A 24,595-nucleotide genomic window follows, 5' to 3' on the forward strand; every position below is an offset into this window, starting at 1 on the left:
TAGGGGCTGTGCTCGCCAACGAAGAGGCGCCAGAGCGGGTCAGCTCCGGCGGGAGGCTCGGTGTGTCGAACTGGTTGACTGAGCAAGGAGACGAAGGGCGGGGGATGGGCGAGGGCGCCGATGAACGAGAAGGGCCATCCGCGGAGGAACTGGCCAGGCGAACTAGATGGTTTGAGCAGTACGTGGAGGCGTTGAACGCACGTTCTGTGGTGATTGAAGCCGGCGGCGGACCGCACGCGTGCCCCTGCTGCCGATACCCGACGCTCGACGGGCGAGGCCACTTCGAGATCTGCTTCGCCTGTGGCTGGGAGGACGACGGGCAAGACGATGAAGACGCCGAAACGGTTCGGGGCGGTCCGAACGGCTCGCGGAGCCTGACGGATGCGCGGCGCGCGTATGCGGAGCGGCCAGTCAGCCTGGCGGACGCGCGGCGTGCCTATTCCGAACGACAAGCCCGCTGGGAGTGCAGGCGCCGCCGGTCCAGCTAGGACTGTTTCGCCACGTTCGAGCGGCCCGCGGCGCGGGCCGTGCGCGCCGCCCAGCGCGGCCGGGCCGAAGCACAGGTCACGGCAATGGTTCTCGGCCTTGCGCGGACCGCGGGCTGAGCCCGCAGGACCTCCGCGCGTCACGCGCTCCTGCGCAGCGGCGCGCGGTTGCCGCGTACCAAGGACGCCAGGCGTTCGCGCATCTCGCGGTCGATCTCTCTCTTGATGGTCGAGGACGGCCGCTCACCCGTGATGAAGCCCTGGACGTGCCGGATGCCCAGCCCGTAGATCTGCTCCAGGCTGATCGGTGAGTCGTCCTCGACGCCCTCCACGACCACGCTGCGGCGGGCCGGGGATTGGCCGATCTTGACCGGGTGCCGGGCGACCTTCGCCACCAGTTCGAGTTCCTGGTACGCCAGCGGGTGGCGCAGCAGCGCGCGGTCGACCTTGATCTGGGTGAGCGGTAGCTCAGCCATCCGGGAGACCGACGAATGTTCCACGCCGAAGTCGTCGACCGCGAACCGGACGTCCAGGCGGTCCGCGATCGCCACGAGGCGTTCGTGGAAGTAGCCCAGCTTGTCGTCGCCCCAGATTTCGTACGCGCGCGGTTCGATCGGGTCCTGCTCGGAGATCTCCAAGGTGACCGCGCTCGGGCGCAGTCCGGCGGCCCTGATCGTCCGTTCGATCTCGTCGACGTAGGAGTCGCTGAGCAGGGAGCGCACGGCTACGTTGATGGACACCGGACGTGGCGCGCCCGCGTTGTCGCCGTAGCACCGCCGGTGGGCCTCCGCGTACGACTGGATGGCCTTGCGCAGGATGGCCTCGTCGCGTGCCACGACGAACTGGTCGCCCCAGACGTGGGCGAGGCGGATCAGCTCACGTGGGGCCCGCGGGTCGGCGGCGTTCAACCGGGCGAGGGCCTCGTAGCTGTGGATATCGACGTACTGCTGCCGTTCGTCGATGGCGACAATCGGCTGGAAGACCATCGAGAACGATCCGACCACCTGGCGGTACAGCTCGAAGCAGCGGCTGTAGAGCCGCGGGGGTAGTCGGCCGAAGCTCTCCCGCAGGGCGGTGAGCACCGCGATCTCGCCCTCTTCGACCGGGCCGCTCAGATCGGTCGCCCAGATCGCCTCGAGGATCTTCGCCAGTGGCTCGCCGATGTCCAGCAGCGCCTGCGCCGGGTTGACCACCACCAGGACGAGCGAGGTCGCGAGACCGTGGCGCAGCGGTACGCACAGCACCCGGCCGGCGGACGTGCCATCGAGGACGTGACTGCGCAGTGGGAACGACGAGTACTGCGCCGTACCACGCATCAGGTAATGCAGGTCGTCCTCGCGGAAATGTCGCGTCTCGGAGATCGTCACGAACCCGGAGCTCGTGTATTCGAGCAATGCCGCGGCGTCGGCCTCCGTCGCGACCCGCATCAGCTCGATCTTTTCCTGCTTGCGCGCGGGCTGCGGGCCTTCGCTGGTCGCGCCGAACGCCTCTGTGGTGGACGACGTCGGTGGCCGGCCGAATGCACCGTGGCGAGGGAATACCCGACCCAGCAGTTCGACGATCGCCGCGGCCGACCTTTCCAGCGGGTTCGCCAGGTCGACGATCCGGACGTTGGCCGGCAGCGGGTCGACGACGGCGCCGTCGGATGCGCCCCGTCCCGGCCGGGTCAAGACCGCCGTGGTGCCTCGCGACTGCACGAACAGGTCCGGCTGGGGTTCGAGGCGCAGCCCCGCCACGTAGTCCGCCAGGCCGCCGAAGGTCACGAGCCCTTCGCTGTTGGCCGCCTTTCCGGCGAGGGCGTCCAGCAGGTGCTTGGTCAGCAGTCCGTGGCCGAGGGTTTCCGACTCCCGAGCCCCGCCCTCGTGGGGCGCGGCCAGCAACACGTTGTGCTGTTTCGAATGCCGCCCGCCGACGCGCATCATTTCGAACTTCTCGGCACCACCACCGATGTACGACCCGGCATGCCGCCAGTCGACAACGAGAAATGCGATGCCTTTGAACGTGTCGAGGACCTCGCCGCGCAGGAACGCCATTCGCAGGCCGTCGTCCGGGCGCTCGTTCAACGCGACCCGGCCCAACTCCGGCGTAACCAGATAATCGTCGGCTATTCCGTTCCAGTTGGCGGTCAACGCATGGCCGGCGAAATAGACGAATAGCGTGTCGGAGCTCGTCGACTCTTCGGTGAGGGCCCGTAGCTGGTCGCGGATGCTCCGGCCGTCGGCCTCCGCCCCGGTAAGGAGGAACGCGTCAGCGGCGGCGAACCCGCCCGCGACGGGGTCGGTCAGTGCTTTGTGGACGGCACGCGCGTCACTCTCGGCGTAACGCAGGCTCGGCAGCGCCGCCGCCGAGCCACAATCGTTCACGCCGACAATTAACGCCACGCGTCGACCGCCCACGGGCACCACCATTCATTTCGTTACGCGCCGCTGCTAAATGGTTGCTCTCCGCACCGGCCACGGTTTTCAATGGCCAGAGGCCATGGTGCAGTAGGCGTCGACACGAATTCAACTCGGCGCGGGCCGGCCATAACGGCACTTGGCAATGTGCCAGGTGGCGGAGCTACCGGTCGACGGTCCGTTACACGGGTTTTGCGCGTTTCCCCGTGCCCCATCTGACCTAAAAACGCACTTGGTCCACTTAGCCCGAGATGGCCGGCTGCGCAACTGCTGACAACCTGCCTGGCCAGGGAAGAGACGGCTATTCGAAGCCGCGGGCGATCCGGATGGGTTGGTGACAGGAACCCGACTCCGACCAATCCGGCACCCGGCCGGGCGCCGAAGTCCTCGCGCAGGCACCCCCTGAAGCGGAGGACAGAGATGACCAGAAAACCCCGCGCGATCCTCGCGGCACTCGCCGTGACGGGCATCGCGCTGGCCGCGCTCGGGCCGCAGCCGACGGTGGCGTCCAGCCACCGCGAGGCGCCGCTGATCGCCAGCGACCCGGCCGCCGACAACACCGACCTGTACGCCTTCGTCAGCCCCGAGCGACCGGACTACGTGACGCTGATCGCCAACTGGATCCCGTTCGAGGAGCCCAACGGCGGGCCGAACTTCTACCCGTTCGCGACCGACGCGGCGTACAACATCAACATCGACAACGACGGCGACGCGCGCGCCGACGCGGTGTTCCGCTACACCTTCAAGAACATCGACAAGCGGGGCGGCTCGACGTTCCTCTACAACAACGGCCCGGTCGACTCGTTCGACGACCCGAACCTGCTGTTCAAGCAGACCTACAAGCTGGAGACGTCGTTCAACGGCGGCCCGTTCAAGACCCGGGTCAGCAACGCACCGGTCGCGCCGTCCCGGATCGGCAACGCGTCGATGCCGGACTACCAGAAGCTCCGCGACGAGGCCACGATCCAGCTCGACGGTGGTTGGAAGCTGTTCGCCGGCCAGGCCGACGACCCGTTCTTCCTCGACCTGCGGGTCTTCGACCTGCTGTACGGCGGCGATCTGAGCGAGACCGGCCAGGACACGCTCGCCGGCTACAACGTCAACACGATCGCGCTGCAGGTGCCGTTCAAGGACGTGGCACTGCGCGGCGACGCCAACCGCAACCCCGTGGTCGGCATCTGGACCACCACCGACCGGGCCAAGGTGCGGGTCACCGGCCAGAGCACCAACGGCATCCGCGGCGAGCGCGTGCAGGTCTCGCGGCTCGGCAACCCGCTGGTCAACGAGGTCGTCGTCCCGGCGAACCTCAAGGACGCGTTCAACTCGATCTCACCGGACAAGGATGCCGGCATCCCCGCCGTCGTCAAGCGGGTCACCGACCCCGAGCTGCCCAAGCTGATCGAGGCCAGCTACGGCGTGCCCGCGCCGGCCACACCCCGCAACGACCTGGTCGAGATCTTCCTGACCGGTATCACCACCAAGGCCAACGGCCCGATCAAGGCCGACCTCAACTCGCAGCTCAACAACAAGGACGTCAACGCCAAGCGGTTCCAGCCCTCCGAGATGCTCCGGCTGAACCTGGGCGTGCCGGTCGCCGACCAGCCCAACCGGCTCGGCGTGCTCGGCGGCGACCTGCAGGGCTTCCCGAACGGCCGGCGGCTGACGGACGACGCGGTCGACATCTCGATCCAGGCGGTCGAGGGCGCGGCGCAGACCGGTCAGCTCGTCGACGCGCTCGCCGCGGGCGACAAGGTGGACGCCAACGACAACCAGTTCGGCGACCAGTTCCCGTACGTGGCCCTGCCCAACGTGGGTGCCGTCAACGGTGGGCAGAGCAGCGCCTCCGCCGACCCGAACGCGGCGGCGATCGTGCCGCCCGGTGACGAGGACTCTCCGGCGCCGTCGCTCTCGCCGGCCGCCGCCGCGGCGTCCGACGACATGAGCACCGGCTCGGTCCTCACCGTCGCCGTGATCGGCACGCTCCTGCTGGCCCTGGTCCTGGTGACCTGGTGGTTCCGCAGGCAACGAACGGCTTCGATCTCTGCAGCGGGTCCGGCTCCGGACGACACCGTAAAGCTCTGACAGGTGCACGGGGCGCGTCCCACTGCTGGGGCGCGCCCCGCCTTCCCGGAAGGACCCCCGCTCATGCGCACTCCCCTTCGGACGGTCGCGGTGGTGGCCGTCGCCACTGTCGCCCTGCTCGCCGCCGGTGCGGTGTTCGGCCTTCGCAAGCCGGCCCCGGCCCTCTCCCCCTCGACCGTGCCCGTCGCCGCGACCGACCGGTTGGCCGCCAACATCACTCGGGCCCAGGAGCGGCTGCGCAAGCTCCCGCGGGACCACGAGACCTGGGCGGCGCTCGGCCTGGCCTACGTCGAGCAGGCCCGGGTGACCGCCGATCCCAGCCTCTATCCCAGAGCCGAAGGGGCGCTGGAGCGTTCGCTGGCGGTGAAGCCGAAGGAGAACCCGGCCGCCCTCGTCGGGCTCGGCGCGCTCGCCAACGCCCGACACGAGTTCGCGGCCGCGCGAAAGTTCGCCACCGACGCCTTGAAGACCAACCCCTTCGACGCCGACGCGTACGGGGTGCTGGCCGACGCGCACACCCAGCTCGGCGACCCCGCGGCGGCGACGACCGCGATCCAGCGGATGCTCGACCTGCGTCCTGGGCTGGCCGCGTACGCCCGCGCCTCCTACGACCTCGAACAGCGCGGTGAGCTCGCCGAGGCGACCGAGTTGATGCGGCGGGCGCTCGACGCCGCCGCCGATCCGGCCGACATCGCGTTCTGCCGCAACCAGTTGGGCGACCTCGCCTGGTCGACCGGCGACCTCTCAGGTGCTTCCCGCGAGTACGCGGCTGGTCTGGCCGCCAGCCCCGGTTATCTTTCACTGCTCCGGGGGAAGGCGCGGGTGGCTGCCGCGCAGGGCGACCTGACCGGTGCGGTCAACGCCGCCGGAACCGTCGCGGCTCGCACGCCGACGCCGGACACCCTGCTGGAGTACGCCACGCTGCTGAAGCTGGCCGGCCGGCTGCCCGAGGCCGCGCGCCAGCTGACGCTGGCCGAGGCGGCACACAAGCTGTTCGTCGCGAACGGTGGGCAGGACGACCTGACCGGGGCGCAGCTCGCGCTCGCCCGGGGTGACGCCGGTGCCGCCGTGCGGCTGGCCCAGGCCGAGTGGCGCCGCCGGCCGTTCGCCGACGTGGCCGACGTGCTGGGCTGGTCACTGCACCTCGCCGGACGGGACCGCGAGGCGCTGCCGCTGCTGCGGCGCGCGGTCGACGGCTCGCCGCGCAACGCCGGTTACGCGTACCACCTCGGCATGACGCTCCTGTTCCTGGGCGACCAGCCGGGCGCGCTGTCGGCCCTGCGGCAGGTGCGCGCCATCAACCCCTACTTCTCGCCCGCCGACGGGCCGACGGCCAGCCGGGCACTGTCCGCATTGGAGGCTCGGCCGTGAGGCGTTTCCTGGCATTCGTTGGCTTGGCGGTCGTCGGCTTCCTGGCGCTGCCGTCGGCACCGGCGGCGGCGCACCCGCTGGGCAACTTCTCGGTCAACCGGTACGCCGGTCTGACGCTGCATCCCGACCGGGTCGACGCGGTCGTGGTGGCCGACGTGGCCGAGCTGCCGACGCTGCAGGACCCGGCGCCGTCGTGCGCGGAGGCGGCGGACGCGCTCGCGGTGACCGTGGCTGGTCAGCGTCTCTCATGGACGGTCGACTCTTCCGCGCTGACGCTTTCCGATGGGGCCGGCGGGCTGCAGACCAGTCGGCTGGACTGCCGGCTGAGCGCGGCTGCCTCGTTTTCGTCGGCGGCGGACGTCACCGTCGACAACGGGTTCCGGGCCGACCGGATCGGGTGGCGGGAGCTGACCGCGACCGGTGCTGGCGTGCGGCTGGAGGGTTCGACCGTGCCGTCCGCCTCGGTCAGTGCCGAGCTGCGCCGGTACCCCGACGATCTGTTGTCGTCGCCGCCCGACGTGCGTACGGCCGCGTTCTCGGCCGTGGCCGACGGGTCCGCGGTGGCCGCGGGTGCGGGGCCGGCGGCCCGGTCGTCGGGTGCGGCGCCCCTCGGGTTGTCCGGGCCGTTGGCCGGGGCCGAGCGGTGGCTGGACTCGGTGGTCGGCGGTGCTCGGCTGACGCCGCTGGTCGGGCTCTTGGCGGTGCTGTTGGCGCTGGTGCTCGGTGCGGCCCACGCGGCGTTGCCGGGGCACGGCAAGACCGTGATGGCCGCGTACCTGGCCGGTCGGGCCGGTCGGCCCCGGGACGCCGTGGCCGTGGGTGCGACGGTGACGCTGACGCACACCGGCGGAGTGCTGGCGCTCGGGTTGCTGCTGACCACGTTCGCCGGGATCGCTGGTGAGTCGGTGTTGGCCTGGTTGGGCGTGGTCAGCGGGGGGATCGTGGCGGCGATCGGGGTGGGCGCGCTGGTGTCCGCTCTGCGCCGCCGAAGCCACAACCGCCTGGCTGCCGGGCACGACCACGGCCAACCGCATGGTCACGACCACGGCCGCTCGCACGGCCATGACCACAAGCACGGCGCCGGCCACACGCACGTACACGGCCACACTCATTCGCACGGGCCCGGCAAGTGGGGAATCGCCGGGATCGGGATCGCGGGTGGTTTGGTGCCCAGCCCGTCGGCGCTGGTGGTGTTGCTGGGTGCGATCGCGCTGGGACGTACCGCGTTCGGTGTCCTGCTGGTCTTCGCCTATGGCTTGGGCATGGCGGCCACGTTGACGGCCGCGGGCCTGCTGCTGATCCGGGTACGGGACCGCTTCGCCGGCCGGTTGCGCCTGGTGGAGCGGTGGCAGGTGGCGGCACCGTCGGCCACCGCTGCCCTGATCGTCGTGGTCGGGCTCGGCCTGGCCGGCCGAGCGTTATCCACAATCGCCTGACCGGGGTGGCGACCATGACCACGGGCGCGGAATCATTCCCCCTGCGAACAGCACGACACAGGCAGCGGCGAGGAGTCTTCATGCGCGAGCAGAGCCACGGCGACCCGCCGCGCGACCACCTGACCGCGGTGCCCGCGCCGGTCGACGACCGGTCCGAGGCCGACCGGCTGCTGGTCGCGGTGGGTCGCGGTGACGAGGGCGCGTTCCGGCAGCTCTACGAGCTGGTCGCGGCCCGCGTCTACGGCCTGGCCCGGCAGGTGCTGCGCGACCCGGCCCAGGCCGAAGAGGTGGCGCAGGAGGTGCTGGTCGAGGTGTGGCGCACGGCGGCCCGCTTCGAGCCGAGCAAGGGCTCGGCCACCGCCTGGGTGTTCACCATCGCCCACCGGCGGGCGGTCGACCGGGTGCGCTCCGAGCAGGCCGCCACCGACCGCGTGCAGAAGGCGGGCTCGTGGTCGGCACAGACGCCCTACGACGAGGTGTCCGGCGAGGTCGAGGAACGGCTGGAGCGGCAACAGGTCCGGCGCTGCCTCGACGACCTCACGTCGCTGCAACGCGAGTCCATCACGCTGGCCTACTACGGCGGCCGCAGCTACCGCGAGGTGGCCACGCTGCTCAACGTCAGCCTGCCCACCATCAAGACCCGCATGCGCGACGGCCTGATCCGCCTACGCGACTGCCTGGGCGTGGAGGTGCCGTCATGACCAACGGCGACGTGCACGCGCTGTCCGGTGCCTACGTGCTCGACGCGCTGACCGACATCGAGCGCGCCACCTTCCGCCGGCACCTGGTCAGCTGTGCGACCTGCGCGATCGAGGTGGCCGAGCTCCAGGAAACGGCGGCCCGCCTGGCCGACGGCGCCTGGTCCGTGCCGCCGCCCGCGCTCCGCGACCGGGTTTTCGCCGAGGTCTCGCGTACCCGCCAGGACGCGCCGACACCGGCCAAACCCGTGCGCCCACAACGCAACCGGCGCCTGTTCTCGGTGGCCGCGGCGGTCGTCCTGGCCGCGGTGGCGGCGACCGGCACCTTCGCCGTCCAGGAACGCCGCCTCGACCAGCAGCGCACCACGGCCCAGGCGGAGTCGGCACGGGTCACCGAGGTGCTGTCGGCGCCCGACGCGATCCTCCGCTCGGCCGGGTCCACCAGCGGCGTGCGCCTCACGGTGGTCACCTCCGCCGCCCGGGGCGAGGCTGTCCTGACGATGACGGCGGAGCGACCGGCCGGCGCCGACCGCACCTACCAGCTGTGGATGCTCGACGGCACCACCCCGACCAGCGCCGCCGTCCTGCCGCCGGGCACGACGTCGGCCACCCGCCTGATCACGGGCACGGCGGCGGCCGACACGTTCGCCGCCACCATCGAGCCCGAAGGCGGCTCGGCGACCCCGACCCTGCCGATCGTGGGGCAGGTGAGCGTGGCATAAACCTCATTGGCCCATGCGGCGACGGCCAGCGATCATCATGAGATGAGCGAACGACAGCGGGCGGTGCTCGTCGACGTCGACGGCACGCTGGCCATCCGCGGGAAGCGCTCGCCCTACGACTGGAGCCGGGTAGGCGAAGACCAGCCCAACCCGGCCGTGATCGAGCTGGTCCAGACGATCGCGGCCGCGGGCCGCCACCAGATCGTCGTGATGTCCGGCCGCAAGGAGCAGTCGCGGAGACAGACGGAGCTCTGGCTCGACGCTCAGGGGGTGCCCTTCGCCGAGCTCGTCATGCGCGCCGACCGCGACGACCGCCCGGACCACAAGACCAAGGCCGACCTCTACCGCCGTTTCGTGGCGCCGCGCTACGAGGTCGCCTTCGTCATCGACGACCGCGACCAGGTCGTCCGCATGTGGCGCACCGTCTTCGAGCTAACGGTCTGCCAGGTCGCCGACGGCGACTTCTAGCGTTCGAGCGGAGGCCTGGTAACTGACGCATGCCCATGTCACTATGTTTCCGCCTTTCCGTCAACGCGGGCGGAGGCACCAACGGGGAGTTCACATGCGTGTCAGAAGAAGACGTCTGGCTGTCCTCGCAACACTGCTAGCCGTGCTGCCGTCAGCCGTCGCCCTGCCCTCCGCCGCCCAAGCCGCGACACCGCCGGCGACCGGGGCCGCCCAGACCTCCCAGGTGCGCGCTGACTGCGGCGGTCCCCTGCCCTTCGGCCAGATCGCGGCGTGCTCGATCGACCAAGGCGAGACCCAGACCTACACGGTCACCACCGCGAAGGCCGCCGACACGCTGCTGATCACGCGCGCCAATGTCAGCGGCGAGATCGTCGAAGGCGTCGTCACCAACGCCGCGGGCCAACAGGTCTGTTCCGTATTCGGCAGCGTCTCGGACTGTGTCGCCGGTGCTGCCGGCACGTACACCATCACGATGTCCAGCCGATGGGGCCCAGGCGAATACACGCTCGCCGTCGACTCGCTCAAGACCCCGTCGTCCTGCACCCAGCTCGACAACGCCTTCTTCTCGTTCGCGTCGCCGGGCATCTCCACGACCATCCCAGCAGGCTCCGCAGGGCAGTGCTACCGATTCAACCAGCCCCTCGACAGCGTGCTGCAGCTGACGACGCCGCTCGGCGGCGTTCAAGGGACGATCGTCGACGCCGCGTTCCAGCCCGTCTGCCAGATCTCCTACGGCGCGACGCAGTGCAGGCTGCGCACGGCCGGCCCTTACCGCGTGTTCATCCGGGAATACAGCGGCTCCGAGGCCGCTTACCGGCTGCGCATGCCCCGCCTGACGACACCGGCCGGTTGCCCGCTGCTGCGCACCACCGGGTTCGGCGATCCCGGTGCCAACAGCAACACCGCCACGGTCGAGGGCAACGACTTCACCTGCCACAAGGTCCGCGCGGCCGCGGCCGGCGCGACCCTGTTCCGGGTCTATAACGGGCAACACTTCGACTGGATCCTCTACGACCAGGCGGCCCAACAGATCTGCAGCGAGTACGAGCATGCGCGCGGCTGCACCATCCCGGCCGCCGGCGATTACATCCTGCTGATGCCGAACACCAACTGGGAAAAGGTCACTTACCAGGTGGCTGCCGTGACCCTCTACCGCAACTCCGGCTGCGCGCCCACGACCGGCACCACGTGGACCGAGCCGACCATCTCGGTGACGCAGGGCTCGCTGATCGGCACCCACTGCCAGCCCTTCCGCGGGCAGGCCGGCGACCGGATCCTCGCGTTCGGGGCACCGACCCGCTGGAACGACTTCTACCACTGGGTCGTCGACAGCGCCGGCAACCCGTTCTGCCCGTACTACGACGAGCAGGCGGGGTGCGTGCTACCCACCACCGGCACTTACCGGGTGATCTCCTACCTCGGCAACCAGAGCACGGAGGAGCCCCAGGCGCCGTACGAGCTGCAGGTGCGGCGGCTCAACAACCCGGTCGGCTGCCCGACCGTCAGCCCGGGCGCGTACGGCGCGGCTCCGGCCGGAGCGGCGGCGGGCATCCGGTGCCGCATCCTCGACGTGCCGGCCGCGGGTGACTACCGGGTCGATGCACACTGGGCCGACAACTACGATGCCAGCCCCACCGTCTTCGACGCCGACTTCCGGGAGCTGTGCCGGACCTTCTGCCAGTTCGCGGCGCCGGGGCGCTACACGATGGTGCTGTCGGCCACCTCCGACTCCATCATCCAGAACGACTCGGCGTACGCGACGACGTTCCTGCCGGCCGCTCCGTCGTCCTGCGCGAGCGCGCCGGGCAACGGCGACCTGGTGTCTGGCGAGTTCCGCGCCGCCGGCCAGCTCGACTGTCTCGAGTTGTCCGCGCCGGCCGGGGGCAAGGTGGTGCGGGTGCTGCCGACCGACGCGACCGGCGTCGGCCGGCCGTACGTGTCGGTCGTCGACGCCAACGGCGGCTACGTCTGCGACGCGAACCCTCTTTACCAGTACTCGTGCGAGCTGACCGGCGAGGCGCCGTTCTTCGCGCTGGTCGACAACCGCAACGGGGGGACGCCGACCGGCACGTATCAGGTGGGCATCGCCACGGTGTCGCCGCCACCGTCGTGCGCCGCCCAGGCGAACGACTCGACGGTCAACAGCAGCGCTGACCGGGTCGGCTTCTGCTTCACGATCGCGGCTGACGACCACACCGCCCGTGAGGACCTGCGCTACCGGCGCACGTCGGGCACCGGCAACGCGACGATGTCCGTCTTCAGCGCGGACGGCATCCGCTACTGCTACACGATGACGCCGTCGGCCGACCGTACCCTCAACTGCACCTTGCCCGAAGGCCAGATCACCGTCCTGCTGGAGACCGCCGCGCAGACGGCGACCTGGCAGGTGACTCGCCAGGCCGTCCCTACGCCGTAACGCGAAACGGGCGGGCGTCCGGGGGACGCCCGCCCGTTCCCGTCGGCTCACCAGCGCGCGACCGCACCGGTCAACCGCTCACCGCCAGGACAGCGGATCGCCGGCGTACTTGTGTGCCCGGACGTCGCCGGATCGCGCGTGGCCCTCGAAGAGCTCCACCCGGGCCGCGCGGCCGCACAGGCGGCCCAGTTCGACGCTCGCCGCCGGGCTGGTGACCTCCTGGTAGGTCACCGTTTTCAGGTACTTGCCTACCCACAGGCCGCCCGTGTAGCGGGCCGCTCCGCGCGTCGGCAGCGTGTGGTTCGTCCCGATCACCTTGTCCCCATAGGACACACACGTGCCCTCGCCCAGGAACAGGGCGCCGTAGTTGCGCATCGCCGTCAGGGCGTCTCGGGGCGACTCGGTCAGGACCTGGACGTGCTCCGAGGCGTACGAGTCCGCCAGCTCGAACGCCTCGGCCAGGTCCGCCACCACCGCCACCTCGCCGTGGTCGCGCCAGGCCGGCGCGGCGAAGTCGCGGGTGGGCATGCCCGGCAGGATCTCCTCGATCAGCTCCATGACCCGGCGGGCCAGCGTCTCGGAGTCAGTGATCAGGATGGCCGGCGAGTCCGGGCCGTGCTCCGCCTGGCTGAGCAGGTCCACCGCGACCACGAACGGGTCCGCCGTGCCGTCCGCGATCACCAGGATCTCGGTCGGGCCGGCGAACAGGTCGATGCCGACCTCACCGAAGAGCTGCCGCTTGGCCTCGGCGACATAGGCGTTGCCCGGGCCGGCCAGCAGGTCCACCTTGCCGATGGTCTCGGTGCCAAGCGCCATCGCCGCGACCGCCTGGGTGCCGCCAAGCAGGTAGATCTCGTCGGCGCCAGCCAGGTGCAGCGCAGCCACCGTCGCCGCCGGGATCTTGCCCCGGATCGGTGGCGTGCACGACGTGACGCGCGAGACGCCGGCCACCTTGGCGGTCACCACGGTCATGTGGGCCGACGCCACGAGCGGGTAGCGGCCGCCGGGCACGTACGCGCCCGCGGCGGCCACGGGGATGTTCTTCTGGCCCAGGAACACCCCCGGCGACACCTCGTCCTCGAAGTCGCGCAACGAGTCCTTCTGCCGCTGGGCGAAGTCGCGTACCCGAGCCTGCACCGTCTTGATGTCCGCGATCGCCTGCTCCGGCACGGTCGCCACGATGCGCTCGATCTCGTCCGGAGACAGCCGGAACGACGGGGGCGACCAGTTGTCGAACTTCTCCGAGTACTCCCGGACCGCGGCGTCACCGCGTGAGCGGACATCGGCGATCACCCCCGCCACCGTTTCCCGCACGCCGCGAGCCTGCGCGTCGTCCTGGGTCGCCGCGGGCGCCGACTTCAGGTAGCGCGCTGCCATGACCAAAACCTCCAGAAGTCAGATCGGGTACGTGGCCCGCAGGTTGACCGTGCTGTACGTGATGTGCCGCGTCAGCACGTCGTCGCCGCGGGCGGCCTCGGTGACCGGCAGCAGCGAGTGGGTCTCGTTGTTCATGCGGTAGAACGCCTCGGCGAAGTTGACGCCCGCCACCCGGCCGCTCTCGCCGTTGTTGGCCTCGATCAGCTTGCGCGCGAACAACCCCGAGTAACCCTGGCTGTCGAAGCAGTCCATCGCCGCGATCTTTTTGCCGACCACGTCCGTGATGTCGATGTAGACGTCGTTGCGCAGCCCGTACAGGCTCAGCCCGTCGCCGGCCATCACGGGCAGCGAGGTGAAGAAGACCTGCTTGACGTGGAACTCCGCGCGGTCGTCGAGGTTCTTCACGAACGCGCCGGCCCGCCCGAGCGCGGCCAGCACCGTCACCGTCGCCACCGTGTGCATGTTGGCTGCCGCCACCGGGTTGACCGGGTAGTCGCAGATCACGACGTCCGGCCGTTCGATCGCGAGCTGCTCGGCGACCTGGTCGACGACGTCCTCGCGCAGGGCGGCGTAGTTGTCGTCCAGGTCCAGCGTGATCACGCGGGAGATGCCGACGATCTCGGCGGCCCGTTCGAGCTCGCCCTTCTTGTGGGCCACGATGTCGTCGAGGCCGGCGTTCGCGATCGCCTCGTCGGGCGAGTCCTTGCGCCACTCCTCGGCGTACCGGTTGGCGTGGATCCGCCCGCCGTGCGTCAGGATCAGCGCGACCACCTCGTCGCCCGCGGCCGCGTGCCGGGCCAGGGTGCCGCCGCAGTTGGTGATCGTGTCCGCCGGGTGGGCGTAGATGGTCATGACCTTCATGGTTGTCCAGCGAACGTGAAACGCCGTTCCATGTCAATCAGTAGCGGGCCGAGATTTCCCAGCGCTCGACCGCCATGTCGCCCCGCACCGCGTACAGGTGGCTCCACATGTTGGTCGTGCCGCAGGCATGGTTGGGCACGAGCCGCACCAGATCGCCGACGGCCAAGCCGCTCCCGACCAGAAAGCCGTGCTCCTCGTTGGCTTCCGGGAAGGTGACGTCCGGCCGGTCGAGCACCAGGCCCACCCCGCCGGCGGCCGCGATCGCGTCGGAGCTCATCGCCTTGATGCCGGCGTCGATGATCGGCCGACCGGCGCGCTGCACGGACGCCACGGTCGCGAGCACCGTCTGGGCGCACTGGTCGAGCGTGCAACTGCCGAGCCGCGTCTGGTTCGCGTCGTAGTAGACGTAGGTGCCGGGCCGGCCCTCCGTCACCCCGGGCACGAACGGCGTCGACGTGGCACCGGGTGTCGAGCCGACCGAAACCACCTCGACCAAAAAGCCGGCGGTACGCAGTGCGTCAGCGACCGACACCAGCAGCGCACCCGCGGTCGACCCGGCCTCCTCCAGCGCCGGACGGTCCGCCAGCGCCGAGATGTGCCCCTCGTGGGTCAGCACGCCCCGCAGTCGCAGACCGGGCAGCGAAGCGATAGCGGTGGCCGTCGCGACCGCCGACGAGGGCTCGACGCCCAACCGGGCGTGCCCGGTGTTGACCTCGAGCACGAACGGCACCGTGATCCCCGCCGCAAAAGCAGAAGCCGACAACGGCCGGGCCGCCTCCACCGAGTCCAGCGAGACGGTCAACCCGCCACCGTGCTGAGCGATCGCGTCGACGACAAACCGCACCTTGCGCGGCCCGATCGGGATGTGCGCCCACAGCAGATCGCCCACACCGTGCGACTGCAGCCACGCCACCTCGGCCGCGGTGGAGCAGGTGAAGCCGATCGCGCCTGCGGCGAGCTGGCGGCGGGCGACCTCCCAGCACTTGGACGTCTTGACGTGCGGGCGCAGCGCGACACCGGCGGCCGCGAACGCGCCGGCCATCGCGGCGATGTTGCGCTCCAGCCGGTCGAGGTCGACCAGCAGCGCGGGCGTCGGCAACGCGGCGAGCGGGATCATGCCAGCCCCAGGGCTTCGCGCGGGTCGCCGTCGAGCAACCACTCGAAGGTCGAAGGCTTGATCGCCGGCAAACCGGACGGCCGCATGGAGGCGAGCGACCGCAGCCCCTCCACCGCCTCGGCCGGCGTCCACATCGGATAGTCCGAGCCGAACAGGAGCTTCTGCGTGACACCCCACTCCTGCGCGCGTACCAGTGCCATGAAGCCGTCCAACGGCCTGGCCCACGACGCGGACACGTCGCCGAACACGTTGCGCGCCTTGCGCAGCACCACGATGGTCTCGCGCTGCCACGGGTGGCCCAGGTGGGCGATGATCTGCTTGAGGTCGGGGTGCCGCCGGGCCACGTCGTCGACCAGCAGCGGGTTGGTCAGCTCCAGCCGGCCTTCGGGGCTCGGCGTCGTGCCCATGTGCCAGAGCACGATCAGCCCGGCCTCGGTGGCCGCCCGGAAGAACGGGTCGTGCGCCTCGTCGCGCGGGTCGAAGTGGGCCAGCACCGGGTAGAGCTTGACGCCCCGCAGCCCCCGGGCGATGCCGTCGGCGAGCTGGTCCATGACGTCGGCGTCGGAGAGGTCGAGCGCCATGAAGCCGATCGTGTTGGTGGACGTCTCAGCGACAAACTTCTCGACGTACTCGTTCGGCGTGATCACCCCGGCCCGGGTGGCCCGCATGCCGAACACGAACGCCAGGTCGACGCCGGCCGCGGCCATCGCCTCGTCGTACTGCTCGGGGGTCCGGTTCGCGTACTCGTGGCCGTAGACGGGCTGCCAGTTGCGATGCCACTCGCAACCCCAGTGTTCGGCGAGATGACAGTGCGTGTGTACGTCGATCATGCTGACCCTCTCAAGACGTTCCCGGCCCGCCGGCCGGTGTGCTCTCCCCCGTCGACGGTGACCACGCCGTTGACGAGCACGAGGTCGATGCCGGCGGCGAACTGGTGCGGATCGGTGAAGGTGGCCCGGTCACTCAACCGCGCCGGGTCGAAGACCACGACATCGGCGGGTACGCCCGGCCGCAGCAGACCCCGGTCGGCCAGCCCCACCCGGGCCGCGGGCGCCGACGTGCACCGCCGCACCGCATCGGGCAGATCGGTGGCGTACGTACGCAGGTAGCGCGGGAACGTCCCATAGCTGCGCGGATGCGGGACGCCGGCCCCGGTCACCCCGCCCGGGTCGAGCGCGAGCCCGTCCGAGGCGACCACCGCGGCCGGGTGGTCGAGCACGGCGCGCAAGTCGGACTCGCTGCGCCCGCCGGCCGTCATCAGCACGCCGTTGCCGAGCTCGGCCAGCAGGTCGAGCACGACGTCGGCGGGGTCGCCACCAACCGCCAGCGCGGCGATCGTCTGCCCGACCACCGGATCCGGCGCCGGGCGGCTGGTCCAGCTCAGCGTCAGCTCGTCCCAGCCCGTCGGCCGGTCCACCCAGGCGGCACGGACCTCCGCACGCACCTCGGGGTCGCGCAGTCGGGGACCCCACACCGCCGGCCCGCCCTCCTGGACGTGCGCCGGCAGCAACTGCGAGAGCGGCGCGTTGCCGTGCAGGTAGGGGTAGATGTCGACGCCGACGTCGCAACCGTCGGCGTTGGCCGCGTCGACCAGGTCGAGGGCCCGCCGCACCGCACCCCAGTTGCGGCGACCGACGGCGGCCAGGTGCGAGATCTGGGTGCGGGCACCGGTGGCCCGAGCGACCGCCACCGCCTGCGCCACCGAGGACAGCAGGTCGTCGTCGTAGTTCCGCACGTGCCACGTGAAGATCCGATCCCGCGACGCGACCACGGACGCCAGCGCCAACAGCTCGGCGTCACGGGCGAAGGGCAGCGGTGCGTAGACCAGCCCGGTGGACAGCCCGACGGCACCCGCGGAGAAGGCGTCGTCGAGCAGCCCACACATCCGGTCCAGCTCGACCGGCGTGGCCACGCGGTCCGTGAAGCCGACCACCGAGGCGTGCAGCGCGAGGTGCCCGACCAGGGTGGCCACGTTGATGCCGGGACCGACGGCGGCCAGCACGTCGAGATAGCCGGCGAGATCCCCCCAGGACCAGTCAACGTCAGGATCCAGGTCGAGATAGCCGACCGCCTGCCGGATCGGCCCAACGGCGGCGCCCGGCGCCAGCGGTGCCACGCCGAGGCCGCAGTTGCCGACGACCTCGGTGGTCACGCCCTGGTGCACCTTGCTCAGCCCGCGCGGGTCCGACAGCAGCGTCAGGTCGGAATGGGTGTGCACGTCGACGAAACCCGGGCAGACGACGCGGCCCGTGACGTCCCGCACCGAGGAGGCGGAGAGCCCGGACCCGATCGCGGCGACCCGGCCGTCGCGCACCAGGACGTCGGCGGTGACGGCGGGCCCGCCGGACCCGTCGACCACCAGGCCGCCGGTGAGCAGCAGCTCCTCAGGCATGGGCAGCTCGCATGGAATGTGGTTCCATGTGCGAATGATCGAGAGGTTCCACCCCGAGGGGCTCCCCGCACCGACCGTGCCGCTGTCGTCCGCCACCAGGGCGGGTGACTTCGTCTTCGTCTCCGGCCAGATCGCCACCGACCACGAGAACAAGGTCTTCATCGGCGACTTCGCCCGCGAGGTGGAGAGCACATTGGACAACGTGGAGGCGGTGTTGGCCTCGGCCGGCGCGCGTCCCGACCAGATCGTCAAGATCGGCGCGTTCCTGTCGAACGCGATCCTGTTCGCGCCGTTCAACGAGATCTACCGGCGCCGCTTCCCGGAGGCGCCGCCGGCCCGCACGACGGTGGTCGTCGCGTTCGGCCACCCCGACGTACGCGTGGAGATCGAAGCGATCGCCTACGTAGGCTGACGCCCTCATGGGCGGCCGGCGACCCGGAGAGAGCGGTGCACGATGCGCAGCGCCGTGACGAAGTCCGGGTCGTCGGTCACCGCCTTGGCGGCCTCCTCCAACGCGGCGACGTAGACCTGCTGCTTGGCCGTGCCGAACTCGCCCGCCGGCCCGGAGACGCTGATCGCGGCCAGGCAGTCGCCGGCGACCCGCACCGGCACCGCGACGCACCGTAGGCCGACGCTGCGCTCGCTGTCGTCGAGCGCGAAGCCGCGCCGGGCCACCTTCTTCAGGTCCTTGCGCAGGTCGGCCAGCGTGGTCATGGTGCTGTCGGTGAACGCGGTGAACGGCTCGGCCGGCACCGCGGCGGCGACCTGGTCGTCCGGCAGGTTCGCGAGCAGCACCTTGCCCAGACCGGTGGCGTACGTGTGGTCCCGCGCGCCCAGCGCGCTCGTGAACCGCAGCGGCCGATCGGGCTCGGCGACACAGATGTGCAGCACCTGGTCGCCGTCGAGCACGCCGAGGTTGGCGGTCTGTCCCGTCTGCTCGGCGACCGGCTGCAGGTAGCGCTCGGCGACGACCGTCAGGTCCAGGTTGGACACGTACGCGGCGGCCAGCCGCTGCACCTTGTGGCCGAGCCGGTACGACGGTCGGTCGTCGACCCGGACGAGGTATTCCATCTCGGACAGCACCGCGAGCAGGCGTACCAGCGTGCTCTTGGGCAGTGCGGTCGCGTCGCTGAACTCGGTGAGCGTCAGCGGCTCGGGCGCCGCGGCCAGCATCTCCAGCAGGGCGAGACCGCGGGCGAGGGCGTTGGCGTGGTAGTTGGCCGACGCCGGCTTGGCGTCGTCGACGGAGATGCGGGGTACTCTCGGCATTGTGGACTCTCCTACGCGCCGCCGACAGTGGCTGGAACCTCGGGGAAGTGACATGCGCTGGGGTGGCCGACGCCGATCCGGTCGATCAGCGGAGGCGCCTCCTGCGCGCACACATCCTGAGCCTTCCAGCACCGCGTGCGGAACCGACAACCGGTCGGTGGGTTACTCGGACTGGGTACGTCTCCGGCCAGCGTGATCCGGTCCCGCTCGGCGCGGCCGACCGGATCGGGCACCGGGATCGCGGACAACAGCGCCTGCGTGTACGGGTGGGTCGGCGCGGTGAAGATGTCGGCGCGGGTGCCGACCTCCACGATGGAGCCCAGGTACATCACCGCGACCCGGTGCGAGATGTGCCGCACGACCGACAGGTTGTGCGAGATGAACACGTACGCCAGCCCGAGCCGATCCTGCAGCCCCCGGAGCTGGTTGATCACCTGAGCCTGCACCGACACGTCGAGCGCGCTGACCGGCTCGTCAAGCACCAGCAGCCGCGGGTTGAGCGCGAGCGCGCGGGCCAGCCCGATCCGCTGGCGCTGCCCGCCGGAGAACTCGTGCGCGTACCGCCGGGAGTGCTCGGGCCGCAGCCCCACCAGCTCCAGCAGCTCGCGGACGCGGTCGGCGCCGCCGTCGTCGGCGTACCGGCCCTGCACCCGCAACGGCTCGGCGACGATCTCCTGCACGGTCATCCGGGGCGACAGCGAGGCGTACGGGTCCTGGAACATGATCTGGATCGCCTGCCGCTTGGCTCGCAGCTCGCGCTGCGAGAGCGTGGCCAGGTCGGCACCCTCGAACAGGATCTTCCCGGCGGTCGGCTCCAGCAGGCGGACCAGCAGCCGGCCGGTGGTCGACTTGCCGCAGCCGGACTCGCCGACCAGGCTCAGCGTCTCGCCGGTCTCCAGCTCGAGGTCGACGCCGTCGACGGCCCGGATCTCACCGACCTGCCGCCGCAGCACACCGCGCCGGATCGGAAAGTGCTTGTGCAGCCCCTCCACCTTCAGCAGGCTCGTCATGCCAGCTCCTCGTTGAAGTGACACGCGCTCGTCCGTCCGGCACCGATCGCCAGCAGCGGCGGCCGGTCGGTGCGGCACCTGTCGCGGGCCAGTGGGCAGCGGGGATGGAACGCGCAGCCGGCGGGCGGGTCGGCCATGTTCGGCGGGTTGCCGGGGATCGGGTCGAGCTGGTCGACGTCGACGTCCATCCGGGGCAGGCTGGCCAACAGCCCTTTCGTGTACGGGTGCCGCGGCGTCGCGAACAGCTCGGTGACACCGGCGGACTCGACCACGCGGCCGGCGTACATGACGACGACCCGGTCGGCGAGCTCGGCGACGATGCCCAGGTCGTGCGTGATCAGGATGGTCGCCGCACCGGTCTCGGCCTGCGCCTTCTTGAGCAGCGCCAACACCTGGGCCTGGATCGTCACGTCGAGCGCGGTGGTCGGCTCGTCGGCGATGATCAGATCGGGATCGTTGGCGATCGCCATGGCGATCATCGCCCGCTGGCGCATGCCACCGGAGAACTCGTGCGGGTACTGCTTGACCCGCTCACCCGGATCCGGCACCCCGACCAGGCGCAGCAGCTCGATCGCGCGCTGCCAGGCGGCCTTCTTGTCGGGCCGGACCTGGTGCAACACCACCGCCTCGGCGACCTGCGCACCGATGGTCATCACCGGGTTCAGCGCGGTCATCGGATCCTGGAAGATCATCCCGACCGGACCGCCACGAATCTTGCGCAGCTCAGCACCGGACAGCGTCCGCAGATCCGTACCCCGGAAAGCGATGGCGTCGGCACTGACCTCGGCGGCCTTCGGCAGCAGCCGCAGCACGGACATCGCGGTAACGGTCTTCCCGGACCCGGACTCGCCGACGATCGCGACGATCTCCCCGGCCTCGACGGCCAGGCTCACGTCGGTGACGGCGTGCACCACCCCGTCGTCGGTGTGGAAGTCGACGCCCAGCCCGTCGATGCGCAACAACGACTCGGTCATGACGACGACCTCGGGTCGACCGCGTCGCGGAGGCCGTCTCCGATGAAGTTGACCGCCAAGACGGTCAGGGCGACCGCGATGCCCGGCGACAACCACAGCCAGGGCTCCGAGCGGATCACCGTGAGGCTTTGGGCGTCCGTGAGCATGTTGCCCCAGCTCGCCGCCGGGGGTTGCACTCCGAGACCGAGGAAGGACAGCGTGGCCTCCAAGGCGATGGCCTGCGCCACCGCCAGCGTGGCGACCACGCTGACCGGGGGCAGGGCGGCCGGGATGATGTGTTTGCGCATCAGCCACAGTGGACCGGCGCCGGTCGCTCGGGAGGCCAGCACGAACTCCTGCTCGCGCAACGAGAGCGTGACGCCGCGGACGATCCGGCCGCAGACCGGCCACTGGAACAGGCCGATCGCGATCACCATGGTCAGCACGCTGGGGCCCAGGATGCCGGCCACCACCACGATGACCACCAGCGACGGGAACGACATGAAGACGTCGGCCAGGCGCATCACCAGGCCGTCCACCCAGCCGCCGAGCAGGCCCGCGATGCTGCCGAGGATGGTGCCGAGCACGACCGCGATGGCGGCCGACGCGATGCCGACGCCGAGCGAGATCCGGCCCGCGAACAGCAGCCGGGACAACACGTCGCGGCCGGTCGAGTCGGTGCCCAGCAGGTGCCCGCCGGACGGGCCGGAGCGGGCGTTGAGCAGGTCGATCGCGTTGGGGTCGTGCCCGGACAGCAGGCGCGCGAAGATCGCGGCGAGCACGACCAGAGCGATGAACACCACGCTGACCACGGCCGCCGGGTGCTTGCGGAAGCGGCGCAGTGCGGCACCCGCGGGCGTTCGAACAGCGGTCACCGTCATCGCAGCCTCACTCTCGGGTCGACGACCGTGTAGAGCACGTCGGCCAGCAGGTTGGACAGCAGCACCAGGATCGCGATCAGCAGGGCGAAGCCGACGATCACCGAGTAGTCGTGCTGGTTGACCGAGCTCACCGCGAGCTGTCCCATCCCCGGCCAGGCGAAGACCTGTTCGATGACCACCGCGCCGGCGAGGAGTTGCGGCAGGTTGGAGGCGATCACGGTGAGCACCGGGATCAGCGAGTTGCGGAACGCGTGCCGCAGCACGACCCGGCGCGGCGGGGCGCCCTTGGCGTTGGCGGTGCGCACGTAGTCCGCGCCCAACTCGGTGATCATGCTGCTGCGCACGTACCGCATGAAGGGTCCGGAGTTTCCGAAGCCGAGGATCAGCGCCGGTAGGACCAGGTGGTGCAGGGTGTTCAGCAGGCTCGGGTTGGTCGGGTCGGAGATGCCCGACGACGGGAACCACTGGAACTTGAGCGTGAACACGTAGATCACGATCAGGGCCACGAAGAACACGGGCACCGAGACCGAGCCGAGGCTGACGACGGTGGCGCCGTAGTCGAGCCACGAGTTGCGGCGGCGGGCGGCCAGGATGCCCAGCGGGAACGCGATCAGCAGGGAGACGAGCAGGCCGACGCCCATCAGCTCGACGGTCGGGCCGACCCGCTCGCCCAGCACCTCGGTCACCGGGCGCCCGTTGAGCAACGAATAGCCGAGGTCGCCGTGCAAGGCGTTGGTCAGCCAGTGCCAGTACTGCGTGACCAGCGACCCGTCCAGGCCCAGCTCGGCCCGCTTCTGCGCGATGAACTCGGCACTGCCGGAGTTGAGCTGGTCGGCCGGGATCTGCATGGCGATCGGGTCGCCCGGTGTCTTGTGCACCAGCGCGAAGATCGCGATGGTGATCAGGAAGAAGACCAGCACGTTGATCGACAGTCGCCGGACCAAGAATGCGCCCATACTCACTCCTTTCGGTGGTGCGGACCGCGGCCGGGCCGGTCGCCGTTGACCAGCCCGACCGCGGTTGCCCTGGTCAGCCCGTGATGCTCCAGCTCGCCGGGTCCCAGAAGAGGGCGTCCTGCGAGCCCGAGGCCTGGAAGCCCTGCACCTTCTTGTTGACGGCCCAGAGACCGTACGGGGAGTACAGCCACATCAGGTCGGCCTGCTCGTTCTCCAACTTCGCGGCCTGGTCGTAGAGCGCCTTGCGGCCAGCCTCGTCCGCCGTGGAGTTGGCCTGCGCCATCAGCTCGTCCAGCTGCGGGTTACAGAAGTAGTTGATATTGCCACCCGCCGGGTACGCGTTGGCGCACGCGGTGATGCCGTTGATCGTCGACGAGTCCACCGCGTAGTTGCCGCCGCCGTAGAGCACCATGTCGTACGTCTTCTCGGCGTAGGTCTTGGGAATCTCGGCGGCCTGGATGTTGACCAGCTTCACCTTGACGCCGATCGCCGCGAGCTGGCTCTGCACGATCGTCGAGGTGGCGTCGCGGTCCCGCTGGCCGTGCACCCACTGGAGCTCGATCTCACGGTTGTTGTCCCAGCCCGCCTCGGCCAGCAGCTGCTTGGCCTTGTTGACGTCCTGGGCGTACTCGTTGAGACCGCTGGGCTCGTTGGCCTTGGCGAAGTTCGAGAGCCGGACCTCGGCCTTACCCGCGAGTACGGTCTGCACGATCTGCTTGCGGTCGAGCGCGTACAGGAACGCCTGGCGTACCTTGGCGTCCTTGAAGTAGGGCTTGGCCTGGTTGACCGCGATCCGGACGAACCCGGCGCCCGGCTTCTCCTGCGTGGTGACGGTGCCGAAGCCGCTGACCGTCTCGATGTCGGTCGGCGAGTACGAGGCGATGTCGATGCCGCCGTTGCCGAGCTGCGCGGTGGCGTTGTCCGACGTCATCGGCTTGAGGTAGACGTCCTTGATCTTCGCCGGCGAGCGGTAGTTCGGGTTCGCGGTGACGTGCACGTACTGGTTGGTCTTGTACTCGACGAACGTGTACGGGCCCATGCCCACCGTCGGCTTGCGGAAGAACTCGTCCTTCGCGACGGTCTCCGGGCTGTCCTTGCCCAGGATGTGCTCGGGCAGGATCCAGACGCTGCCGATCAGCGCGAGCAAACCGAAGTTCGGCTTGGCGGCCTTGATGACGAACGTGTTGTCGTCGGGCGCGGTGAAGCCCGAGATGCTCGTCGCCTTGCCTCCGACGAAGTCGGTGACACCCGCGACGCCGCTGTAGTTGCCGGCCGTGGTGCTGGTGGTCTTCGGGTTCGCCATCAGGTTGTAGGTGAACAGCACGTCCTTGGACGTGAACGGCGTGCCGTCACTCCACTTGAGACCCTGCCGGAGCTTGAAGGTGAACGTCGTGGCGTCCGCCGACACGTCGTAGCTCTCGGCGAGCCGGGGCTGCAGCTTGTAGCTGGGGTCGACGCCGAGCAGGCCTTCGTAGATGAACGACATGACCTGGCCGTCGGGACCACTGACCGGAGCCATGGGGCTGAACACCCCGGCCGGCTCCTGGTAGAGGTAGATGTTGAGAGCCTTGTTCGCGGACGATCCGCTGCCTGCGGGGGTGGTCGACGGCCCCGTGCATCCGGCGACCGCGAGAGTGGCGACGGTCAAACCGACGACCGCCGTCCGTATCCGGTTTCTGAACATGTTGGACCTCTCAGTGGGGGC

General features: G+C 70.3%; 21 protein-coding genes. 9 read left to right on the plus strand and 12 right to left on the minus strand.

Features of this window, described 5'->3' with window-relative positions:
- The first annotated feature begins 8 nt into the window (after window positions 1-8).
- Window positions 9-488 carry a CPCC family cysteine-rich protein gene (locus CHC05_RS35955; RefSeq protein WP_245871392.1) on the plus strand — a complete coding sequence of 160 codons (480 nt, stop codon included), beginning with the start codon at window positions 9-11 and terminating at the stop codon, window positions 486-488.
- A 137-nt stretch (window positions 489-625) separates the two neighbouring features.
- On the opposite strand, the gene CHC05_RS35960 is transcribed toward CHC05_RS35955, so the two are convergent.
- The gene (locus CHC05_RS35960; RefSeq protein WP_179266522.1) at window positions 626-2,881 is read right to left on the minus strand and encodes an EAL domain-containing protein; all 2,256 of its coding nucleotides are present in this window, start codon (window positions 2,879-2,881) and stop codon (window positions 626-628) included.
- Between the two features lie 420 nt (window positions 2,882-3,301).
- On the opposite strand from CHC05_RS35960, the gene CHC05_RS35965 reads away from it, so the two are divergent.
- The 7 genes from CHC05_RS35965 to CHC05_RS35995 all read left to right on the plus strand — a co-directional run bounded on the left by CHC05_RS35965 (window position 3,302) and on the right by CHC05_RS35995 (window position 12,074).
- Window positions 3,302-4,963, plus strand: coding sequence for a DUF4331 domain-containing protein (locus tag CHC05_RS35965; protein WP_089255102.1), 1,662 nt, complete (start codon window positions 3,302-3,304; stop codon window positions 4,961-4,963).
- Window positions 4,964-5,026: 63 nt separating this feature from the next.
- Complete coding sequence (locus CHC05_RS35970; RefSeq protein WP_089255103.1) at window positions 5,027-6,334, plus strand: tetratricopeptide repeat protein; 1,308 nt, start codon at window positions 5,027-5,029, stop codon at window positions 6,332-6,334.
- Entirely contained in the window at window positions 6,331-7,770 is a 1,440-nt protein-coding gene (locus CHC05_RS35975; protein WP_089255104.1) for a nickel/cobalt transporter, read from the plus strand. Before CHC05_RS35970 ends, CHC05_RS35975 begins: the two co-directional genes overlap by 4 nt.
- An 80-nt stretch (window positions 7,771-7,850) precedes the next feature.
- Window positions 7,851-8,471: an ECF RNA polymerase sigma factor SigK gene (gene sigK, locus CHC05_RS35980; RefSeq protein WP_089255105.1), complete on the plus strand. Its 621-nt coding sequence runs from the start codon at window positions 7,851-7,853 to the stop codon at window positions 8,469-8,471.
- Window positions 8,468-9,190: an anti-sigma factor gene (locus CHC05_RS35985; RefSeq protein WP_089255106.1), complete on the plus strand. Its 723-nt coding sequence runs from the start codon at window positions 8,468-8,470 to the stop codon at window positions 9,188-9,190. The genes sigK and CHC05_RS35985 overlap by 4 nt, the downstream gene beginning before the upstream one ends.
- Window positions 9,191-9,232: 42 nt before the next feature.
- Window positions 9,233-9,658, plus strand: a complete 426-nt coding sequence (locus CHC05_RS35990; RefSeq protein WP_089255107.1) for a phosphatase domain-containing protein — start codon at window positions 9,233-9,235, stop codon at window positions 9,656-9,658.
- Between the two features lie 142 nt (window positions 9,659-9,800).
- Window positions 9,801-12,074, plus strand: a complete 2,274-nt coding sequence (locus tag CHC05_RS35995; RefSeq protein WP_089255108.1) for a hypothetical protein — start codon at window positions 9,801-9,803, stop codon at window positions 12,072-12,074.
- Between the two features lie 78 nt (window positions 12,075-12,152).
- On the opposite strand, the gene hisD is transcribed toward CHC05_RS35995, so the two are convergent.
- The 5 genes from hisD to CHC05_RS36020 are packed head-to-tail and all read right to left on the minus strand — an operon-like array spanning window position 12,153 to window position 17,821.
- Window positions 12,153-13,451, minus strand: a complete 1,299-nt coding sequence (gene hisD, locus CHC05_RS36000) for a histidinol dehydrogenase (RefSeq protein ID WP_089255109.1) — start codon at window positions 13,449-13,451, stop codon at window positions 12,153-12,155.
- Between the two features lie 18 nt (window positions 13,452-13,469).
- Window positions 13,470-14,303, minus strand: a complete 834-nt coding sequence (locus CHC05_RS36005) for a PIG-L deacetylase family protein (protein WP_179266523.1) — start codon at window positions 14,301-14,303, stop codon at window positions 13,470-13,472.
- Between the two features lie 46 nt (window positions 14,304-14,349).
- A complete protein-coding gene (locus tag CHC05_RS36010; RefSeq protein ID WP_089255111.1) occupies window positions 14,350-15,429 on the minus strand; it encodes an alanine racemase in 1,080 nt (359 codons plus the stop codon).
- Complete coding sequence (locus tag CHC05_RS36015; RefSeq protein ID WP_089255112.1) at window positions 15,426-16,259, minus strand: amidohydrolase family protein; 834 nt, start codon at window positions 16,257-16,259, stop codon at window positions 15,426-15,428. Before CHC05_RS36015 ends, CHC05_RS36010 begins: the two co-directional genes overlap by 4 nt.
- Window positions 16,256-17,821 carry an N-acyl-D-amino-acid deacylase family protein gene (locus CHC05_RS36020; protein WP_089255113.1) on the minus strand — a complete coding sequence of 522 codons (1,566 nt, stop codon included), beginning with the start codon at window positions 17,819-17,821 and terminating at the stop codon, window positions 16,256-16,258. The genes CHC05_RS36015 and CHC05_RS36020 overlap by 4 nt, the downstream gene beginning before the upstream one ends.
- Before the next feature lie 34 nt (window positions 17,822-17,855).
- On the opposite strand from CHC05_RS36020, the gene CHC05_RS36025 reads away from it, so the two are divergent.
- Entirely contained in the window at window positions 17,856-18,233 is a 378-nt protein-coding gene (locus CHC05_RS36025) for a RidA family protein (protein ID WP_089255114.1), read from the plus strand.
- 5 nt (window positions 18,234-18,238) lie between these two features.
- Here the strand turns inward: CHC05_RS36025 and CHC05_RS36030 are convergent, their stop codons facing one another.
- The 6 genes from CHC05_RS36030 to CHC05_RS36055 form a co-directional block, all read right to left on the minus strand.
- Window positions 18,239-19,090: an IclR family transcriptional regulator gene (locus CHC05_RS36030; protein ID WP_179266524.1), complete on the minus strand. Its 852-nt coding sequence runs from the start codon at window positions 19,088-19,090 to the stop codon at window positions 18,239-18,241.
- Window positions 19,091-19,101: 11 nt separating this feature from the next.
- Window positions 19,102-20,100 carry an ABC transporter ATP-binding protein gene (locus CHC05_RS36035; protein WP_089255116.1) on the minus strand — a complete coding sequence of 333 codons (999 nt, stop codon included), beginning with the start codon at window positions 20,098-20,100 and terminating at the stop codon, window positions 19,102-19,104.
- The gene (locus CHC05_RS36040; protein WP_089255117.1) at window positions 20,097-21,074 is read right to left on the minus strand and encodes an ABC transporter ATP-binding protein; all 978 of its coding nucleotides are present in this window, start codon (window positions 21,072-21,074) and stop codon (window positions 20,097-20,099) included. Before CHC05_RS36040 ends, CHC05_RS36035 begins: the two co-directional genes overlap by 4 nt.
- Entirely contained in the window at window positions 21,071-21,928 is an 858-nt protein-coding gene (locus tag CHC05_RS36045) for an ABC transporter permease (RefSeq protein ID WP_218824784.1), read from the minus strand. The genes CHC05_RS36040 and CHC05_RS36045 overlap by 4 nt, the downstream gene beginning before the upstream one ends.
- 2 nt (window positions 21,929-21,930) lie before the next feature.
- Entirely contained in the window at window positions 21,931-22,890 is a 960-nt protein-coding gene (locus tag CHC05_RS36050) for an ABC transporter permease (protein WP_089255119.1), read from the minus strand.
- 73 nt (window positions 22,891-22,963) lie between these two features.
- Window positions 22,964-24,538 (minus strand): ABC transporter substrate-binding protein, encoded by a 1,575-nt coding sequence (locus CHC05_RS36055; RefSeq protein WP_179266525.1) that lies wholly within the window; start codon window positions 24,536-24,538, stop codon window positions 22,964-22,966.
- Window positions 24,539-24,595: the final 57 nt, after the last annotated feature.

Origin of the sequence: Asanoa hainanensis, assembly GCF_900188485.1 — a bacterium.
GTDB classification, from domain to species: Bacteria; Actinomycetota; Actinomycetes; order Mycobacteriales; family Micromonosporaceae; genus Asanoa; species Asanoa hainanensis.

Bases quoted from the DNA above. Each gene is read 5' to 3' on its own strand.
- CHC05_RS36050 (WP_089255119.1), bottom strand. From the start codon at position 22,890: ATGGGCGCATTCTTGGTCCGGCGACTGTCGATCAACGTGCTGGTCTTC.
- CHC05_RS35965 (WP_089255102.1), top strand. From the start codon at position 3,302: ATGACCAGAAAACCCCGCGCGATCCTCGCGGCACTCGCCGTGACGGGC.
- CHC05_RS36020 (WP_089255113.1), bottom strand. From the start codon at position 17,821: ATGCCTGAGGAGCTGCTGCTCACCGGCGGCCTGGTGGTCGACGGGTCC.
- CHC05_RS35990 (WP_089255107.1), top strand. From the start codon at position 9,233: ATGAGCGAACGACAGCGGGCGGTGCTCGTCGACGTCGACGGCACGCTG.
- CHC05_RS35985 (WP_089255106.1), top strand. From the start codon at position 8,468: ATGACCAACGGCGACGTGCACGCGCTGTCCGGTGCCTACGTGCTCGAC.
- CHC05_RS36035 (WP_089255116.1), bottom strand. From the start codon at position 20,100: ATGACGAGCCTGCTGAAGGTGGAGGGGCTGCACAAGCACTTTCCGATC.
- hisD (WP_089255109.1), bottom strand. From the start codon at position 13,451: ATGGCAGCGCGCTACCTGAAGTCGGCGCCCGCGGCGACCCAGGACGAC.
- CHC05_RS36030 (WP_179266524.1), bottom strand. From the start codon at position 19,090: ATGCCGAGAGTACCCCGCATCTCCGTCGACGACGCCAAGCCGGCGTCG.
- CHC05_RS36025 (WP_089255114.1), top strand. From the start codon at position 17,856: ATGATCGAGAGGTTCCACCCCGAGGGGCTCCCCGCACCGACCGTGCCG.
- CHC05_RS36015 (WP_089255112.1), bottom strand. From the start codon at position 16,259: ATGATCGACGTACACACGCACTGTCATCTCGCCGAACACTGGGGTTGC.
- sigK (WP_089255105.1), top strand. From the start codon at position 7,851: ATGCGCGAGCAGAGCCACGGCGACCCGCCGCGCGACCACCTGACCGCG.
- CHC05_RS36005 (WP_179266523.1), bottom strand. From the start codon at position 14,303: ATGACCATCTACGCCCACCCGGCGGACACGATCACCAACTGCGGCGGC.
- CHC05_RS35970 (WP_089255103.1), top strand. From the start codon at position 5,027: ATGCGCACTCCCCTTCGGACGGTCGCGGTGGTGGCCGTCGCCACTGTC.
- CHC05_RS36010 (WP_089255111.1), bottom strand. From the start codon at position 15,429: ATGATCCCGCTCGCCGCGTTGCCGACGCCCGCGCTGCTGGTCGACCTC.
- CHC05_RS36040 (WP_089255117.1), bottom strand. From the start codon at position 21,074: ATGACCGAGTCGTTGTTGCGCATCGACGGGCTGGGCGTCGACTTCCAC.